This window comes from Streptomyces sp. NPDC002055 (assembly GCF_040296705.1).
Classification (GTDB): Bacteria; Actinomycetota; Actinomycetes; order Streptomycetales; family Streptomycetaceae; genus Streptomyces.
Genome location: NZ_JBEOXS010000021.1, coordinates 28,499 through 45,192, shown reverse-complemented (window position 1 = coordinate 45,192; position 16,694 = coordinate 28,499). Strand labels below are relative to the sequence as shown.

The 16,694-nt window shown below is 73.9% G+C and carries 12 protein-coding genes and 1 pseudogene; 9 read left to right on the top strand and 4 right to left on the bottom strand.

Translation table 11 applies throughout. The features are described 5' to 3' along the window. Positions 1-309 precede the first annotated feature (309 nt). Positions 310-2,592 carry an FUSC family protein gene (locus ABT112_RS15495; RefSeq protein WP_351509663.1) on the top strand — a complete coding sequence of 761 codons (2,283 nt, stop codon included), beginning with the start codon at positions 310-312 and terminating at the stop codon, positions 2,590-2,592. Between the two features lie 176 nt (positions 2,593-2,768). Here ABT112_RS15495 and ABT112_RS15490 read toward each other — a convergent pair whose 3' ends face one another. Continuing rightward, entirely contained in the window at positions 2,769-3,281 is a 513-nt protein-coding gene (locus ABT112_RS15490; RefSeq protein ID WP_351509661.1) for a DinB family protein, read from the bottom strand. A 260-nt stretch (positions 3,282-3,541) separates the two neighbouring features. Next, positions 3,542-3,970 carry a PPOX class F420-dependent oxidoreductase gene (locus tag ABT112_RS15485; protein WP_351509659.1) on the bottom strand — a complete coding sequence of 143 codons (429 nt, stop codon included), beginning with the start codon at positions 3,968-3,970 and terminating at the stop codon, positions 3,542-3,544. A 135-nt stretch (positions 3,971-4,105) separates the two neighbouring features. Here ABT112_RS15485 and ABT112_RS15480 point away from each other — a divergent pair, with 135 nt between their 5' ends. Continuing rightward, the gene (locus tag ABT112_RS15480) at positions 4,106-4,516 is read left to right on the top strand and encodes a roadblock/LC7 domain-containing protein (RefSeq protein WP_351509658.1); all 411 of its coding nucleotides are present in this window, start codon (positions 4,106-4,108) and stop codon (positions 4,514-4,516) included. 525 nt (positions 4,517-5,041) lie between these two features. After that, positions 5,042-6,169, top strand: coding sequence for a DUF6397 family protein (locus ABT112_RS15475; protein WP_351509656.1), 1,128 nt, complete (start codon positions 5,042-5,044; stop codon positions 6,167-6,169). 315 nt (positions 6,170-6,484) lie between these two features. Here the strand turns inward: ABT112_RS15475 and ABT112_RS15470 are convergent, their stop codons facing one another. Both ABT112_RS15470 and ABT112_RS15465 read right to left on the bottom strand, forming a co-directional pair. Continuing rightward, positions 6,485-7,351, bottom strand: coding sequence for an acyl-CoA thioesterase (locus ABT112_RS15470; protein WP_351509654.1), 867 nt, complete (start codon positions 7,349-7,351; stop codon positions 6,485-6,487). 541 nt (positions 7,352-7,892) lie between these two features. Then, positions 7,893-9,437, bottom strand: a complete 1,545-nt coding sequence (locus ABT112_RS15465) for an alpha/beta hydrolase (RefSeq protein ID WP_351509652.1) — start codon at positions 9,435-9,437, stop codon at positions 7,893-7,895. Between the two features lie 142 nt (positions 9,438-9,579). Between ABT112_RS15465 and ABT112_RS15460 the strand changes: the two are divergent. The 6 genes and pseudogenes from ABT112_RS15460 to ABT112_RS15435 all read left to right on the top strand — a co-directional run. Further along, positions 9,580-10,821: pseudogene (locus ABT112_RS15460) on the top strand (ATP-grasp domain-containing protein); the annotation flags it as partial. A 383-nt stretch (positions 10,822-11,204) separates the two neighbouring features. Continuing rightward, the gene (locus ABT112_RS15455) at positions 11,205-12,059 is read left to right on the top strand and encodes a Rossmann-like domain-containing protein (protein ID WP_351509796.1); all 855 of its coding nucleotides are present in this window, start codon (positions 11,205-11,207) and stop codon (positions 12,057-12,059) included. After that, positions 12,056-13,201, top strand: coding sequence for a PLP-dependent cysteine synthase family protein (locus ABT112_RS15450; RefSeq protein WP_351509650.1), 1,146 nt, complete (start codon positions 12,056-12,058; stop codon positions 13,199-13,201). Before ABT112_RS15455 ends, ABT112_RS15450 begins: the two co-directional genes overlap by 4 nt. After that, a complete protein-coding gene (locus tag ABT112_RS15445) occupies positions 13,198-14,433 on the top strand; it encodes a dipeptide epimerase (RefSeq protein WP_351509649.1) in 1,236 nt (411 codons plus the stop codon). Before ABT112_RS15450 ends, ABT112_RS15445 begins: the two co-directional genes overlap by 4 nt. Then, entirely contained in the window at positions 14,430-15,716 is a 1,287-nt protein-coding gene (locus ABT112_RS15440; protein WP_351509647.1) for an MFS transporter, read from the top strand. The genes ABT112_RS15445 and ABT112_RS15440 overlap by 4 nt, the downstream gene beginning before the upstream one ends. Then, positions 15,713-16,495 carry a class I SAM-dependent DNA methyltransferase gene (locus ABT112_RS15435; protein ID WP_351509645.1) on the top strand — a complete coding sequence of 261 codons (783 nt, stop codon included), beginning with the start codon at positions 15,713-15,715 and terminating at the stop codon, positions 16,493-16,495. The genes ABT112_RS15440 and ABT112_RS15435 overlap by 4 nt, the downstream gene beginning before the upstream one ends. Positions 16,496-16,694: the final 199 nt, after the last annotated feature.

Here is a 16,694-nt window from a genome sequence, read left to right as displayed (position 1 = left end):
CATGCGCTGACGTCGGTTCACCGAGGTGGCGCGCCATATCGGTTCCTGCCGCTGCCGCTGCCGCGCCCGTTCGTGCCGCTGCCGCTGCCGCTGCCGCTGCCGCGCCGCGTCGGGACGGCCGTCGCGGGGGAGTGGGCCCCGGCACGCGTGGCGTGGTGGGTGCGGGCCGGGCGCCCCGCACGGGCCGGACCGGAGTGCCGGGCTGCATCCGGGGTGCGGTATGAGAAGAATGTCGCGCATGAGTCGAGCGTGGACCCGCCCCGGACCGGCCGCGGACCGCCGTCGCCGGACGATCCGGAGCGGCCTGACGTGACGCCGTTGGACACCCTCCGCCGCAAGGACCCGGGCCTGGTCGTCATCCGGCAGGCCGCCCGGGTGACGCTCGTGGCCTGCATCGGCTTCTACGTCACCCGCTATGTGTTCGACGACGCCGTGATGGCGGTGTATGCGCTGTTCGGGGCGGTGGCACTGGGGGCGCTGTCCCGGCTGCCACCGCCGCCCCGGCGCCAGTCCCGCATCTGCCTGGGCGCCCTCCCGGCGGCCTGGGCGCTCGTCACCGCCGGAACCGTGCTGGCCGGCAACACCTGGGCCGCGGCCGCCGGCATGGCCGTGGTGGGCTTCGTCGTCAGCTTCGCCGGCGTGGCCGGGCCCGCGCTCCGTGGAACCGCCAACGGCCTCCAGCTCTTCTACATCCTGCCGTGCTTCCCGCCCTACGCACTGGACACGCTCGGCTCCCGGCTGACCGGTGTCACCATCGGCGTCCTGGGCCTCGCGGTGGCCCAGCGGTTCCTCTGGCCCGACCCGGTGCCCACCCGGTACGAGGAGCGGCTGGCCCGGGCGGCCACCGCGCTCGCCGCCTGGCTCGGCCGGCTGCCGGCACCGGACCCGAACCCCTCCCGGGACGGCGACCACCACCCCGCCGCCGCGCCGGACGGGAGCGGCCACGTCACCGAACAGGCGCCGGCCGCCCGGGAGCCGGGGGCGGCGCCCAGGACCCCGGCGGACCGGGACGCGGAGGTCACCGCCGAGGCGCCGGCGGCCCTGAACGCGCTGCGGCCGAGCCACCTGCCCCATCTGGAGCGGCCCGCCTCACCCTCCGCCCACGACCGCGCCCTCAGCCAGGCCGCCATGGCCCTGCGCCGGCTGGGCACCCACCTGGAGGACCTCTCGGGTGCCCGCCCGGTGGCGCCCGCCGCGGCCGGCCGGGCGCTGCTCGCCGAAGTGGCGCGGACCCTGGACCGCACCGCGGACGCCCTGACCGCCGGCGTCGTACCGGCGGACGCCCCCCTGCTGGCCCACGGCCTCAAGGCACTGGCCGAGGAGCGGGCGGAGGCGCTGCGGACCGACCCCGGCGACTGGGCGCGCCGGGCACCCTGGGACGTCCTGGCCCGGCAGGCCGCCCTCAACGGCCAGATCTTCGTCACCGCGAGCCGGGTCGCCGCCGAGGGGCGGGCTGCGGTGAGCCGGGTGGCACCACCGTTCCGCTACGCCCGCCAGTCGGCCGCCACGTTGTGGATGCGGCGCTTCCACGCCCATCTGACCCGCCGTTCGGTGTACTGGCAGGGGGCGGTGCGCACCGCTCTCGCCCTGGCCGCGGCCCGGCTGGTGGTGGCACCGCTGGCGCTCACCCACGGCTTCTGGGTCCTGCTCGCCACTCTGACGCTGATGCGCGGCACCGCCGCCGACACCCGGACGTCACTGCGACAGGCGCTGATCGGCACCCTCTGCGGCGCGGCCTCCGCGGCCGTCGTCCTGACCGCCGTGGCCGGCCACCACGTGGTCTACCGGCTGCTGCTGCCGCCGCTGATGTTCGTCGCCTTCTGCGCCTCGCTGATCGGGCCGGGGGCGGTCCAGGGCCTCTTCACCCTGGTGGTGTCGATGGCGTTCGCCCAGCTGTCCCCGGTCAACTGGACGCTCGCCGAGGTGCGGTTCGTCGACGTGCTGGTGGGCGGTGTGGTCGGGGCCCTGATCGGGACGGTCGCCTGGCCGCGGGGGAGCTCCGGTGAACTGTGCCGCCTCGCCGCGGAGTTCATGGACCGCGCCGGAGCGGCCGTACGCGCCGCGGTCGACATGGTGTCCGGCCCGCCGGGCGATCCGGTGTCCGTCACCGCGGCCCGGACCGCCAACGCGGCGGCCCGGCAGACGATGGGACTGGCCCAGGCCGCGTACGAGATGTACGCCTCCGAACGCACCGACCCCGCGCTGCCCCACGTCGACTGGCAGGCGCTGTTCGGCACCGGCCAGGAGATGGTGCTCGGCGCCGAGAGCCTGACGGTGCACTACCCGCCCGGGGCACTGGACGCGGGGCCCGGGGTGCGCGGACATCTCACCGGGGTGGCGCGCCGGGTCGAGCAGGAGGGCGAAGCGCTGGCCGCCCGGCTGGGCAGCGGCCGGCCGGTGCGGTGGTGCGGGGCGGATACCGACGGGGCCGCGCCCGAGGTCCCGGCGGTGAACCCGGCCATGGACAGCCGTGCCGTCCTCGGGGCGACGAACACCGCGGTCTGGCTGCATCTGGTCACCAAGGACCTCGCCGGGCTGGGCCCCGAGCGGCCGGGGGCAGTGCCGTCCCCCGGCCGGAGCGGGATCCGCTGAGGGGCCCGGAGCGGCGCGCGCAGGCCGGTCAGCCACCGCGTCGACGAGGCTGGTTCGGCAGAGCGCGTCGGCCTCGGCGTCGGCCCGATCTGCCGGACTCCCCGCAGACCGGCGGACGCCGAAGCCTCACTCCCGGGTGATGTGCCGATGGGGGCGGGTGCGAAAACCGACCCCGGTCACTGGCCCACCCTTCCGTCGACGCACTCGCGCAACAGGTCGGCGTGCCCGCAGTGACGGGCATACTCCTCGACCCGGTGCACCATCAGCTCCCGGACCGCGATCCCGTCCTTCCCCACGCGCTCGCCGAGGTCCGGGTGCTCGGCCAGCGCGGCGTCGGTCGCGGCCTGCTCACGCTCCAGATCAAAGAACGCGGCGTCGACCACGGCCTGCTCGGCGACTGCTCCGCCGAAGTCCGCGTCCCGCTCGCCGTACAGCTTCGGCAGCGGGTCGCCGTCGCTGATCCAGTTGCGCCAGTCCCGTTCCACCTCGGCGAGGTGCCGGACCAGGCCGAGCAGCGACATCGTCGACGGCGGAACCGACCGACGGGCCAGCTGCCCCGGATCCAGGCCCTCGCACTTCATCCGCAGGGTCATGCGGTAGTTCGTCAGGAAGTCCTGCAGCGTCGCCGGCTCGCCGTCCGGACTGGGACCCTCGCTGTTGCGCGGGTCCTTGTCCGGGTCGGCCCACATGTCGGGGTAGACGGTTGCCTGGGTCCAGCGCGCGGGTCAGTCAGTCATACCGGGCATGTTCGCCTGCGACGGCCGGGCCCGCCACAGATTTCCCGCTTCGGGGTGACGACATGGGGCATCGGAAGGGCGCGCCACCCCGGGCTCGTCCGTCTCGGTGAGGAGCGCGTCCAGCAGGCCGGGCGGGTACGGCATCCGTCGACGGGCCGCGCCGGTGCCGCAATCGCTGCGGTGGCCGTCCGGCGGGTCGGCCGGCACCTTCGTCAGTCGGCCAGGCCGGCCATGGCGACGACCCGGTCGATGTGCACCCGTACCAGCACCTCGCCCGGCACGGCGTTCCGGGCGCCGAACTCCTCGGCGTGATCCGCCCCCATGTAGCGGGCGGCGATCCGCGTCGCCCACTTCCGGAGATCCGCGAGGTCGTCGCTCAACTCGGCCCGCCCGGTGAGGGTGACGAACGCGAACGGCGGCCGGTCGTCGTCCACGCAGATGGCCACCCGCTGGTCACGGGTCAGATTGCGTCCCTTGACGGTCTCCTTGCCGGTGGTGAAGACCAGATCGTCGCCGTCCAGCAGGAACCACACCGGGGCGACGTGCGGGGCCTGGTCGGCCCGCACGGTCGACACCTTGGCGGTGCGGGTACCCTGCGTGACGAACGCGCGCCACTCGTCATGACTCATCGTGTGTGCCATGCGGTCCATCCTGTGCCATGGGTGAGGGCACCGCGCGCTGCGACGCCCGGTCCGTGGTCAGCGGGTTGCCCGGATGGCCGAGGTGGGACAGGCTGGCACGGAAGTCGCACCGAACCGCCGACGGGGAGGCACCGCATGGCCCTCGACAAAGAACTCGACTGGCTGCTGGACGATCTGACACAACGGGTTCCGCACATACGGCACGCCCTGGTGCTGTCGAATGACGGTCTGGTGACCGCGGCGAGTGAAGCGCTCGCGCGGGAGGACGCGGAACACCTCGCCGCCGTCTCCTCCGGGCTGCACAGCCTCGCCAAGGGTTCGGGGCACCACTTCGGCGTCGGCCGGGTGCGGCAGACCATGGTCGAATTCGACGACGGCGTGCTGTTCGTGACGGCCGCCGGCGACGGCAGTTGCTTGTGCGTGCTCGGCACCGCCGATGCCGACATCGGTCAGGTGGCCTACGAGATGACGCTGCTGGTCAACCGGGTCGGTGAGCACCTGGCGGTCGCCGCCCGGCAGCACGGCGGGACGATCAGCGGCCTCTGACGCGGTGGGCGGAACGGAATTCCCCGCGATTCCGTTCCGTTCCGCATGGCTGGGTGCTGGGTGCTGGGTGCTGGGTGCTGGGTGCTGGGTGCTGGGTGCATGTGGGCATGTGGGCTCTCGGCTTTCGGCTTTCGGTGCTTGGCTGCTCGCTGCGCTCGATGGGCTGGTGCTCGGGGCGGGCCTGCCGCATGGCCCGGCATGCGTCCGGAGGGGGCGGCTCCCCCGGCACAGCGGTCCCTGACGGTTCTCCGGTGACGGTCCTCCCCCTGTCGTCGTCGCTCCGGCGGATGTCGGCCAGCGGAGGAAGTGGTCTCCGGGGGACAAGGGAGAGGCCTCCGGGGACGTCGTCTCCGGCGGTTGCTCCTGATGGGCACGTCCCGCAGGGAGGCCCCTCCGCGGCGCGGCGGGGTGACCGCCACCGCGCTCGCGAAGAGTTATCCACAGGCCCGGCGCTGTGAGCGGAACCCGACTACGGTCGTCACCGAGAGTGAACGGATCGTGGAGCGTGGTCGGGGGAGGACCGTCATGGCAGTACGGCATGGAGTGCATGGAGTCCCGGGTACCGAGGAGACGCTTGCGCCCGCACGGGCCGCGGAGGAGCTGGGCCTGAAGCCGGAGGAGTTGGACCTCGCGGTCCGGCTGGACGAAGTGCGGACGGTCACCGAGCCCGGCTCGGGGCGCCGACGGGTGCCCCGAGCCGAAGTGTCCCGGCTGACCCGGGGCGAAGGCTTCCCGTGGGGGCTGCGGGAGTGCGTCCGACTCCTGGTGACGGCAGCGGCGGCGGAGCTGATGGGGATCACGCCGGAGCGCTTCACCCGTCTCGCGAAAGTGGGCTGCTTCAGCCCGGTGACCTTTCGCATCAACCGCTATCGGGCCGTGGTGTGGCTGTATGCCGCGGTGGAGCTGCGGACGTTCGCGGCTCGCCATCCGGGCCTGCTGACCGGCAGTACACCCAAGAACCTCCGGTCGATGCTGGATGCCGGAGAGGACTGGCGGGCCCGGAACTGGCGCAGTCGCCGGATCGGGCAACTGGCGCGGCAGGCGGAGGACCCATGGGAGCGCGCGGCGGTATCAGCCGCGGTGCTCGGCCCCGAGGAGCTCGCGGCCGTCGTCGGTGATCCCGCCGAGCGCGACTACCTGCGGGGGCTGCGGCCCGCCCTGGTGCCCGTGCCCCGTGTCGAGACTCCGACCTGGAGTGTGGTGCGGCGGCTGATCACCGCGGATGACCCGGACGAGGTCCTTTGGCACCGGATCGGGCTGGTGCTCTCCTTGGAGGAAGCGAGAGCGGCACGCTCGGCGCCGGACGCCCGGTCCGACGGGATGCCGCGGCCCGAACCGCCCGACGGGGCGGATCCGTTGGGCGAGCCCGCACCGCGGGAACCAACGGAGGAGCCGCCACGGAGTGACGAGTGCGGTCCGGTGCGTGCGTCCGCTGCCACAGCCCTGCCTGCTCCGACCGCTCCGACCACTTCGACTGGACCGACTGCCCCGGCGGCCGGGCAGCGCGCCGGCCGGGCCTACGTGGGTGGGTCCCGGCGGCCACCGGGACGGAAGCCGGAGACCGGCAGTCGTCGGACGCCTGCACCGACACCGGCGTCCGTGACACGGGGCCCGGATGGCCCGCGGCGTCGCCGGGGCGCGTGCGGGCCATGAACACGGACTGTGTTCCGGCCGCGTTGGTCGTGTCCTCTCGGCCCACAGCCGATGGGGCCATGGTCTCCGGGCATGCGCTTCCGGCGTCCCTTCTTCCCAGGAGTCCCGGTCCTTGGATTCTCGGTCCTTGGATTCGTGGTTGTCGAAGCACCGGCCCTCGGAGCCGAGAGTCTCCGTGTCGTGTGCCCCGTGCCCCGTGCCCCGTGCCCCGTGCCGCGTGCCGCGTGCCCCGTGTCGCGTGCCCCGTGCCCCGGGTCTCCGAGCCGGCGTCGCTGGAAGCCGGAGCACGGGTACCCGCTGGGCGAGCTCCCGGCATCAGTCGTCGATCCTGCGGAACAACCCCTCCTGCATCACCGACACCAGAAGTCGGCCTTGGCGGTCGAAGATCTGGCCCCGTGCCAGCCCGCGCGCTCCCGTCGCGATGGGGGACTCCTGCTCGTACAGGAACCACTCGTCCGCCCGGAACGGCCGGTGGAACCACATGGCGTGGTCCAGGGAAGCGATGTCGAACCCGCGCGAGCCCCAGAGCGGTTCCACCGGTACGCGGACCGCGTCCAGAAGCATCATGTCGCTTGCGTAGGTGAGCGCGCAGGTGTGGGTCAGTTCGTCGTCGCCCAGCGGCCCGACGGCCCGCATCCACACCGCGCTGCGCGGCTCGACGCCCTTCAGCTCTTCCGGGGACCAGCGCAGCCGGTCGACGTAGCGAATATCGAAGGGTTGCCGCCGGGCCATGCGCTCCAGCCTCTCGGGCATGGCACCGAGGTGTTCCCGGATCTCGTCCGCAAGGTTCGGCAGGTCCTCGGGTCCGGGGACCTGGGGCATGGGCAGCTGCTGTTCGATGCCGGACTCCGGCAGATGGAAGGAGGCGGTGAGGTTGAAGATGGTGCGGCCCTGCTGCACGGCCACCACACGACGGGTCGTGAAGGAGCGGCCGTCCCGGACCCGCTCCACCTGGTACACGATCGGCACGCCGGGCCGCCCGGGTCGCAGGAAATAGGCGTGCAGGGAGTGCACGGGCCGTTCTCCGTCCGTGGTCCGCCCCGCGGCCACCAGGGCCTGCCCGGCCACCTGGCCGCCGAACACACGCTGCAGGGACTCCTCAGGACTGCGCCCGCGGAAGATGTTCAGCTCGATCTGTTCCAGATCGAGCAGGTCGACGAGCCGTTCGGCGGGGTTGGTCATCACTGCTCCTCGTCTCGTGTCCGGCGCTCCCCGTGCCGGCGGTGCCGGACCAGGTCTGCCGTACCGATCGTGCCGTGCCCACGTGCCCGGAGGCCGCACCTCACGGCGGCGTTCCCGGCCGGTGATGCTCCGGATCCGGGAGGGCGTCTCCGCCGGGCGGCGCTCCCCGGGGCTTCGGTGGGGAGGGTGGCCCTCACCGGGCCTCGCTCCTCCGGTGAGCCCGGTTCGGAAGACAGACCTTAGAGCGTGATCCGGCCATCCCCGTATTCCGGGCCGTGGCGCGGTGGTGAATCCCGTGGAGGGGGACTCCGTGCCGCCCACGGCACGGTGCGTGGACGCGCCGAGGTCGGACAGCGCGTCCACGGAAGGGGAAACGGTCCGGACAGGCGCCCGCGCCATCCGGACGGGCACCCGAACGAACCGGGCGGGCACCCGAACGAACCGGGCGGGGGCGCCCTTCACAACCCGGCGGCGACCGGCACCCTTCACAACCCGGCGGCGACCGGCGCCCTGCACAACCGGGCGGTGACCGGCGTGCGCCTCACCCCGACGTACCGTCAGTGGGAGTCGGCAGCCCCGGCCCCGTGCAGTGGACGTCCCGCCGTGGCACGGTGCCCCGCACCAGGTACTCGGCGGCGGTGGTGTCCACGCAGGCGTTGCCGCGGCTGGCGAAGACGCCGTGCGAGTAGTCCTGGTGGAGCGTCACCAGGCGCGATCCGGGCAGGCGGCGGTGCATGGCCCGTGCCCCGGGGAGCGGGGTCACCGGGTCGTGTGCCGAGTTCACCAGCAGGACCGGAGGAGCGGCGGCGGAGCCGAGCGCGGTCCTGCGTTCCGGCCGGTGGGACCAGTAGGCGCAGGTCCAGGCCTCCATGCCGGTGAGCACCGGCAGCGGGTCGAGGGAGCGCAGCCGGTCCAGATCGTGCCGGATCCGCGACGGGGTGGGCCCGGGGCCGTCGGCGCATTTGACGGCACGGTTGGCGGCTTCGTAGGTCCGGGACTCGGGGCCCGTGAACGGCTCGGCGGGGCGCAGGCCGTCCACCGTGCCGTGGTCGAGGTAGGCACGGATCCCCGCGGCCAGGCCGGTCCAGCGCTCGGTGCGGCCCAGCGCCCGGTAGACCGCCCGGTCGAACTCGGCGGTGCCGAACCCGTCTACCGGACGCCCGGCGAGGCCGACGCGGGCGCGCGTGTAGTGGGCGCGGACCTCCGCGCGCGTCGCGCCGAGCCGGAACCGGGCGGGGTGCGCGGAGGCCCAGTCGAAGAACGTGTCACGCGCCCGGAGCAGCGCCTCGGCCTGTCGGAGGTCGAAGTCGTGCCAGTCCTCGGGGGCGACGACGCTGTCCAGCACCATGCGATCGACCCGCCGGGGATGCAGCGCGGCGTAGGCGGCGCCCAGATAGGTGCCGTAGCTGACGCCGAGGAAGCTGAGCCGGCGCTCGCCCAGGGCGGCCCGGATGGCGTCCATGTCCCGTGCGGCCTCGGTGGTGCCGAGGTGGGGGAGGGCGGTGCCCGTTCCGGAGGCGCAGTCCTGCGCGGTGCGTCGCAGGCTGTCGAGGAGAGCGCGTTCGGAGGCCGCGTCGTGCGGCAGGGGGTCGCGTCCGGGCGCGTCGAACAGCCCTCCCATGGGGCCGCAGTCCGCCGGGCCGCTGCGCCCGGTGCCGCGTGGGTCGAAGCCGATCACGTCGAACGAGCGGCGCACCGGTTCGGGCAGTTTGGCCCGCTTGGTGGTGGCGTAGTCGAGTCCGGTGCCGCCCGGCCCGCCGGGGTTGACCAACAGGATGCCGCGCCGCTCGGACGGCTTCCCGGAGGCGGGGATGCGGGATATCGCGATGTCGGTGCGGCGGCCCTCGGGGTGCCGCCGGTCGAGCGGTACCCGCAGTGTGGCGCATTCGATGCGGTCGGGTGCGGGCGGGGCGGGGACGTCCGCGGGGCACGGGGCGAAGCGCGGCCGCTCGGCGGGTGCCACCACGCCTGACGGTGCAGTCCCGGCGCGGGCCGGAAGAGCCGGTGTGATCGAGGTCACGAGGGTGACGGCGGTGCAGATCAGGGCGGGTGAACGCCAAGGGCGGCGTGGTGCGGGGGAGTTCATGGGTCTCGTTTCTCGAGTGCGGATCGATGCGGGGATCGATGCGCGGAGGGCTCCGGGATGACAATGAAAATGATTATCGATATCGTCTTGCTCGGTCAACGCCGCTGCCCCGACGACGGGCCGCACCACTGGAAGGGACACCGTGGGACATCTGCTGATGATCGAGAGCTGGGTGGGAGCCATGAGCCGGCTACTGCCGCGCGCCATCGGCGAAGCCGGGCACCGATTCACGTTCCTCACCAGGGACCTGCACCACTACCTGCGGTCCGCCCCGCCCGGCGCGCCACATCCGCTGCTCGCCGCGCACAACGTGGTCACCGCGGACACCAACGACCTCTCCGCCTTGCTGCCCCACGCGGCCCGGTTGCACGAGGTGCTGGAGTTCGACGGCGTGCTGTCGTCCTGCGACTACTACCTCCCGGCCGTCGCACGCGTCGCCGAACACCTCGGGCTTCCCGGGCCCGCCCCGCACGCCGTGGAGGCCGCCTGCCGCAAGGACGCGACCCGGCGGGCCCTGGAGGCCGCGGGCGTGCCCGGCCCGCGCTACGCCGTGTGCGAGGACTGGACCGAGGTCGTCGCGGCTGTCCGGCGGATCGGCTTCCCCCTGGTCGTCAAGCCGGTCGACCTGTGCGCCGGAATGCATGTCCGGGAGGTCGCCGACGAGGCCCAACTGGCCGACTGCTACCAGGCACTGCGCGGCTTCCCCGTCAATGCCCGGGGGCAGCGCCGTACTCCCGTCGTCCTGCTGGAGGAGCTGCTCACCGGGCCCGAGGTGAGCGTCGAGACCGTGTCCCACGACGGCACGTGCCAGGTGGTCGGGGTGACCGACAAGAGCGTGGGCGGCGCCCCGTCGTTCATCGAGACCGGGCACATGTTCCCGGCCGGACTGGACGCGGACCGGGAGCGCGCCGCGACCGGCACGGCGGTGGCCGCGCTCGCCGCCCTCGGACTGGATCAGGTGGTCGCCCACACCGAGATCAAGCTGACGGACCGGGGCCCGCGTGTGGTCGAGGTGAACCCGCGCCCGGCGGGCAACCGCATCACCGAACTGGTGCGGCACGTCAACGGAGTCGACCTCGCCGCCGCGGCGGTCGACGTGGCGCTCGGCCGCACGCCCGATCTGAAGCCCCGCCCCACGGGAGTGCACAGCGCGGCCATCGGCTTCCTGCTGCCCGACCGGGACGGCGAACTCACCGGCTTCGACGGAGCGGACGCCGCCGCATCCGCGGCCGGGGTCCGCGAACTGCAGCTGGCCGAGCCCGGCAGGACGGTACGCACGGCCACCAGCAACAACGAGTACCTGGGGCACGTCCTGGCCGTCGACACCACGGGGGCCGGAGCCCGGGCCCTGGTGGAGGAGATCCTCGCCGGACTGCGCCCCCGGTACGCCGCTGACGGAGCCCTCGGTCTCGAGGACGCAGGTACGGACGACCCGCGAGGTACGGATGACCCGCGAGGTACGCACGCACCCCGAGACGTGGACGCGCGACGAGACGTGGACGCACCACGGGACACGGGCGCCCCACGAGGTACGGCCGCCCCACGAGGTACGGAAGCCACCGCGCCGGGGGAGTCCGCGGAGCCGGCCGGACCGTCCCCCGCCGAGCAGCGGCCGGTGACGTCGGCCGGTCACCCCTCCCCGGCCCGACGCGAGCGTGAGCATGCGCCCGCCGATGCGGCGGAGGGTGCCCGGTGACGGCCGCATCCACCGCCTCGACGGTGCCCGCCGCCACCGCCTTGACGGTGCCCCTCGCCACTGCGTCAACGGTGCCCACCACCCCGGTTCCCGCCCCGGCCCGCACCTGGGCCGAGCTCGTACGCCGGGTCCGGGACGGGGAGTTCGGTCCCGATCCGGCCAGGCTGCGCATCGCCCTCGCCTTCACCACCTGCCAGGCGGTGCGCCACGACGGGCGCGCCGGCGGCTATCGCAACGAGGTGCTCAGCCTGCGGCTCGCCGAAGCCGTCGGCTCGTGCGCCGTGGAGCCCGGTGCGCTCTCTCTCACGACCCTCGACGACTGCGTCGGCGCCGATGTCGCCGGGCTGCTCGACCACCCGCTGCGGGCTGTACGGGTCGCAGCGCTGGACGCCTATCTGATGCACCGGCTCCCGCACACGCCCCAGCAGGGGGCGCAGCCGTATCCGCTGCCCGCCGGAAGCAGCCTGGACAAGTCACGGGCCCGCGCCCGGGCCGTCGTCGAGCTGCTGCCGTCCGCTCCCGCGGTGCGGCGGGTGCTGGTCGTCGGTGTCGTCAACTCCCTGCTGGAGCAGTTGCGGGAGCGCGGCACGGCGTATGTGCCCTGCGACCTCAAGGGCGGCACCACGGAGTGGGGAGACCGGATCCGTACCGACGCCATGGCCGAGCTCCCGCACTGCGACGCGATCCTGGCCTCGGGGATGACGCTCGGCAACGGCACGTTCGAGCCGCTGCTGGAGCACGCCCGCGCCACGGCCAAGCCGTTCGTGCTGTTCGCGCAGACCGGCAGCGCCGTGCTGCCGCGGTTCCTGGGCGCCGGGGTCACCGCGGTCAGCGCCGAGCCCTACCCCTTCTTCTGGCTCGACGGCGGCCCCGGAACCGTCCACCGCTACGGCGTCGCGCCCCACGGCGCGGGAGGTGCCGGATGACCACGACCGTCACCGAACAGCCCGCCGCGCCGGAGCTGCTGGCCCTGCTGGGCCGTACTCCCATGGCCCGGATCACCGCGCCCCTGCCGCTGCCTCACCCCGGCTTCTGGGCGAAGCTGGAGGCCCAGGGCGCGGGCGGGATGAAGGCGCGGGCCGCCGTCGCCATGCTGCACGGAGCCCGGTCACGCGGCGAACTGCGGCCCGGCGCGCCCGTGGTGGAGTCCACCTCCGGAACGCTCGGGCTCGGACTGCTCTTCGCCGGGCAGGCCCTCGGCCACCCGATCGTGCTCGTCGGCGACACCGAACTCGAGGCGTCCATGCGCCGGCTGCTGCGGGCCCACGGAGCGCGACTCGAACTCGTCGACAGGCCCGCGCCCGTCGGCGGCTGGCAGGCCGCCCGCATCTCCCGGCTGCGTGAACTGCTCGCCGAACTCCCCGACGCCTACTGGCCCGATCAGTACAACAACCCCGACAACACCACCGGGTACGCCGCCATGGCCGCCGAGATCGGCGACACGCTCGACCACCTCGACGTGCTGGTGTGCAGTGTCGGAACCGGAGGGCACAGCGCCGGGATCACCGGGCCGCTGCGCCGCCGCTGGCCCGGACTGCACGTCATCGGGGTGGATTCCATCGGCTCCACGATCTTCGGACAGCCCGGCCGGTCCCGGCTGATGCGGGGCCTCGGCAGCAGCATCCACCCGCGCAACGTGCGGCACGAGCTGTTCGACGAGGTGCACTGGGTCGGTCCCGTCGAGGCCGTGGACTCCTGTCGCCGGCTGGCTCGCGGCTGCTTCGTCAGCGGGGGCTGGAGCACCGGGGCCGTCGCCCTGGTCTCCGCCTGGGCGGCCCGCACCCGTCCGGGGGCGGCGGTCGCCACCGTCTTCCCCGACGGCCCCCACCGCTACCTCCACACCGTCTTCGACGACGACTACTGCCTGGCCCACGGCCTCGGCACCGGAGGGCCGCCCGCCGACCGGCCCGTCGAGATCCCCCATCCGTGCGCCGTCGAGGCCACCGGCTGGACCCGCTGCCGCACCGTCGTCGACCCCGGGGCACAGGGGACACCCCGGGCGCCCGGAGCACCCGGAATGCCCGGCGTGCTCGGAACACACCGCCCCCGCCAGGAGGACCGGCCATGAGGCTCACCGTGCGCACCACCTCCCTCGACCTGCGGGAACCCCTGCGGATCTCCCGTTCCGTCATGTCCTCGCGCGACGCGGTGTGGGTGCGTGTCGAGCACCGGGGCGTGTCCGGCCACGGCGAAGCCGTCGGCTCCGCCTATCTCGGACTCGCCGCGGCCGACGCCGCCCGCACGCTGCACGGCATCGCGCCCGCCCTCGCCCGCTTCCCCGACCCGGAAGCCGCACTGGACACGCTCCACCACGGTGACCTGCTGCCGCCCGGCACGCCCGCCGGTGTGGAGGCGGCCCTGGAGAGCGCGTTGCTCGATCTCGTGGGCAAGCGGGACGGCCTGCCGCTGCACGCGCTGCTCGGCGCACCGGCCGCACCGGTCGCCGCCACCGCCCGCACCATCGGCATCACCGCCCCGGACCGGGCCGCGGCACAGGCCCGCGCCCTCGTCGGCCAGGGCTTCACCGTCCTCAAGATCAAGGCCGGCTCCCCCGACCCGGCGGAGGACCTGGACCGGGTGGCGGCGGTGCGGGATGCCGCGGGCCCCGTCCGGATGCTGCTCGACCCCAACGGCGCCTGGAGCCCCCGCCGGGCGGAGAAGCTGCTGCCGCGCTTCGCGGCGGCCGGGGTCGAGGCCGTGGAACAGCCCATCGCCCCCGGCGACCCGGACACCCTCGCGTGGCTCGCCGAGCACTCCCCGCTGCCCGTCATCGCCGACGAGGACGCGACGGCGTACGAGGACACCCTGCGTCTCGCGGGCCGCGTCCAGGGCGTGAACATCAAGCTCGCCAAGTGCGGCGGTGTCCACCGGGCCCTGCGGATCTGCGCGGCCCTCGAAGGGAGCGGCACCGGCGTCATGCTGGGCTGTCTCACCGCCAGTTCCCTCGGCATCGCCCCCGCCGTGCACCTCGTGGACCGGGCCACCTGGGTCGACCTCGACGGTCACCTCCTGCTCGCCCATGATCCCTGGCAGGGCATCGGCGGCACCGACGGCACGGTCCGCGCCGCACCGGAGCCCGGCCTCGGTGTCTCGGCCGTGACGCAGCATGCCTCGGCCGTGAACCAGCCCGTCTCAGCCGTGAGCCGGCACGTCTCCGCCACGCACCGCACCCCGCCCGACGTTCGCCCCGGCCCCGAACCACGCACCACTCCCCAAGAACCGCGCACCACCTCCGAAAAGCCCGAAGAACCTGTGGAACCCGTAGAACCCGTAGAACCCGAAGAAGAGGCCGCCCCGTGAAGACCCTCCGAACCATCCGGGACTTCCCCCTCGCCGTGCAGTTGCTCCTGATCAACCAGCTCGGTGTCAACACCGGCTTCTACCTGCTCATCCCCTATCTCGCCACCCACCTGGGCGAGGACCTGGGGATGAGCGCGGCGGTCGTCGGCATCGTGCTCGGCGTGCGGAACCTCAGCCAGCAGGGCCTGTTCATCGTCGGCGGCTCGGCCGCCGACCGGCTCGGCGCCCGCGGCGTGATCATCGCCGGCTGCGCCCTGCGCACGGTCGGATTCGGCCTGTTCGCCCTGGGCGACGGCCTCCCGGTGCTGCTCGCCGCCTCCGTACTGAGCGGGCTGGCGGGCGCGCTGTTCAACCCGGCCGTCCGCGCCTACCTCTCCGTCGAGTCCGGGGACCGCAAGGCCGAGGCGTTCGCGCTGTTCAACATGTTCGCCACGACCGGAGCTCTGATCGGTCCGCTGCTCGGCAGCGCCCTGCTGCTGGTCGACTTCCGGGCGTCCGCGCTCACCGCGGCGGGGATCTTCGCCGTCCTCACCGTCGCCCAGGCCGTCGTCCTGCCCGCCCGCGAGGTGCCGGCGAACCGGGGCGGCGTGCTGGGGGACTGGCGCGAAGTCCTCTCCAACCGCCGCTTCCTGGCCTTCTCCACCGCCATGGTCGGCATGTTCACCCTGGAGAACCAGCTCTATCTGCTCCTCCCGGACGGTGCCCGCGCCGCGACCGGACTCCCCGGGGCGGCGAGCGCGGTGTTCCTGGTCGGCACCGTCGCCAACCTCGCCCTGCAACTGCGCGTCACCACCCGGCTGAAGCACCGCGGCAGCCGCGGACGCTGGATCACGGCCGGGCTGGTCCTCATGGGACTCGCGTTCCTGCCGCCGGCGGTCGCCCTCGGCGGACCGCCCGCCGACGGGGCGGGGGAGGCGGTGCTGCGGCTGCTGCCCGTCCTTGCCGGAGCGTTCCTGCTCTACCTGGGCATCATGGTGGCCCAACCGTTCGTCATGGAGCTCATACCCGAGTTCGGCCGGGAAGAGCTCACCGGCACCTACTTCGGCATCTTCTACGTCGTCTCCGGCATCGCCGCCGCCGTCGGGAACACCGCGGTCGGCTGGGCCATGGACACCGGTCAGGGCACGGGCCGGGACTGGCTGCCCTGGCTGTGCTGCCTCGCCTTCGGACTGCTCTCGGCCGCCGGCGTCGACCGGCTGCGGCGGCTCCGTGCCCTGCCCGAGCCCCGGCCCCGGCCCGTCGCTGCCACCGCCACCTCCACCTCCGGGGAGAAGGTGTCATGAGCGGGAACCTGCTGACCGACCACCCGGAGCTGTACGAGGCCCAGTTCCCCGACCATGACCGCATCGCCGCCCGCTGGGCCGAGGACGTGCTGCTCCGGCACGGCGCCGGGCACCGGATACTCGACGCGGGATGCGGCACCGGCCGCGACGCGCACTGGCTCCACCGGAGCGGTCGCGACGTGCTCGGCATCGACCTCGCCGGGACCATGCTCGACCACGCCCGCGCCCGCCACCCCGGCCCCGACTACCGCCGTGCCGACCTGCGCGCCTTCGACCTGGGGCGCACCGTCGACGCCGTGCTGTGCCTGGACAGCGCCCTGCTCTACTGCCACACCAACGACGAGCTGACCGGCTTCCTGGACAGCTGCCGACGGCATCTCGCCCCCGGCGGTCTGCTCGTCGCCGAGATGCGCAACGGCGCGTACTTCCTCGGCCGCACCGACCTCCTCGACCGGCCGCGTACCCGCGACCTGACCTGGCAGGGCACCACCCACACCTCGACCACCACCCTCCGGGTCGACCGCGCCGCCCAACTGCTGCGCCGACGGCGGGTGTGGACCTCCGACGCCGGAACACCGCCGGTGGAACAGCACTCCGCCTGGCGGCTGCTCTTCCCGCAGGAGCTGCGCCAGGTGCTGGCCTCGGCCGGGTTCGAGGTGCTGGAACTCCACGACGGCCCCGGCCCGCGCACGGAGCCGGCCTGGCACCCCGGCGGACCCGAGCCCGCCGGCACCGCCGACGGGGACCGCCTGCACCTGGTCGCCCGGCTGTCTCCCTGACCACACGGCCCCGACCACCCCGATCCACGACGGGTCCCGCGCCGACGCACGACGTGCCTCGGGCCGCCGCCGACGCACCGCGGACCACGTGCCTTGCGCCGCCGACGCACAGCGAGCCTCGCCCCGCCTCCGCACCGCGCCCCCGCCCGCTGATGCGCGAAGCGGATCCACCCCGCTACCCAACCGCCCCGCTACTCAC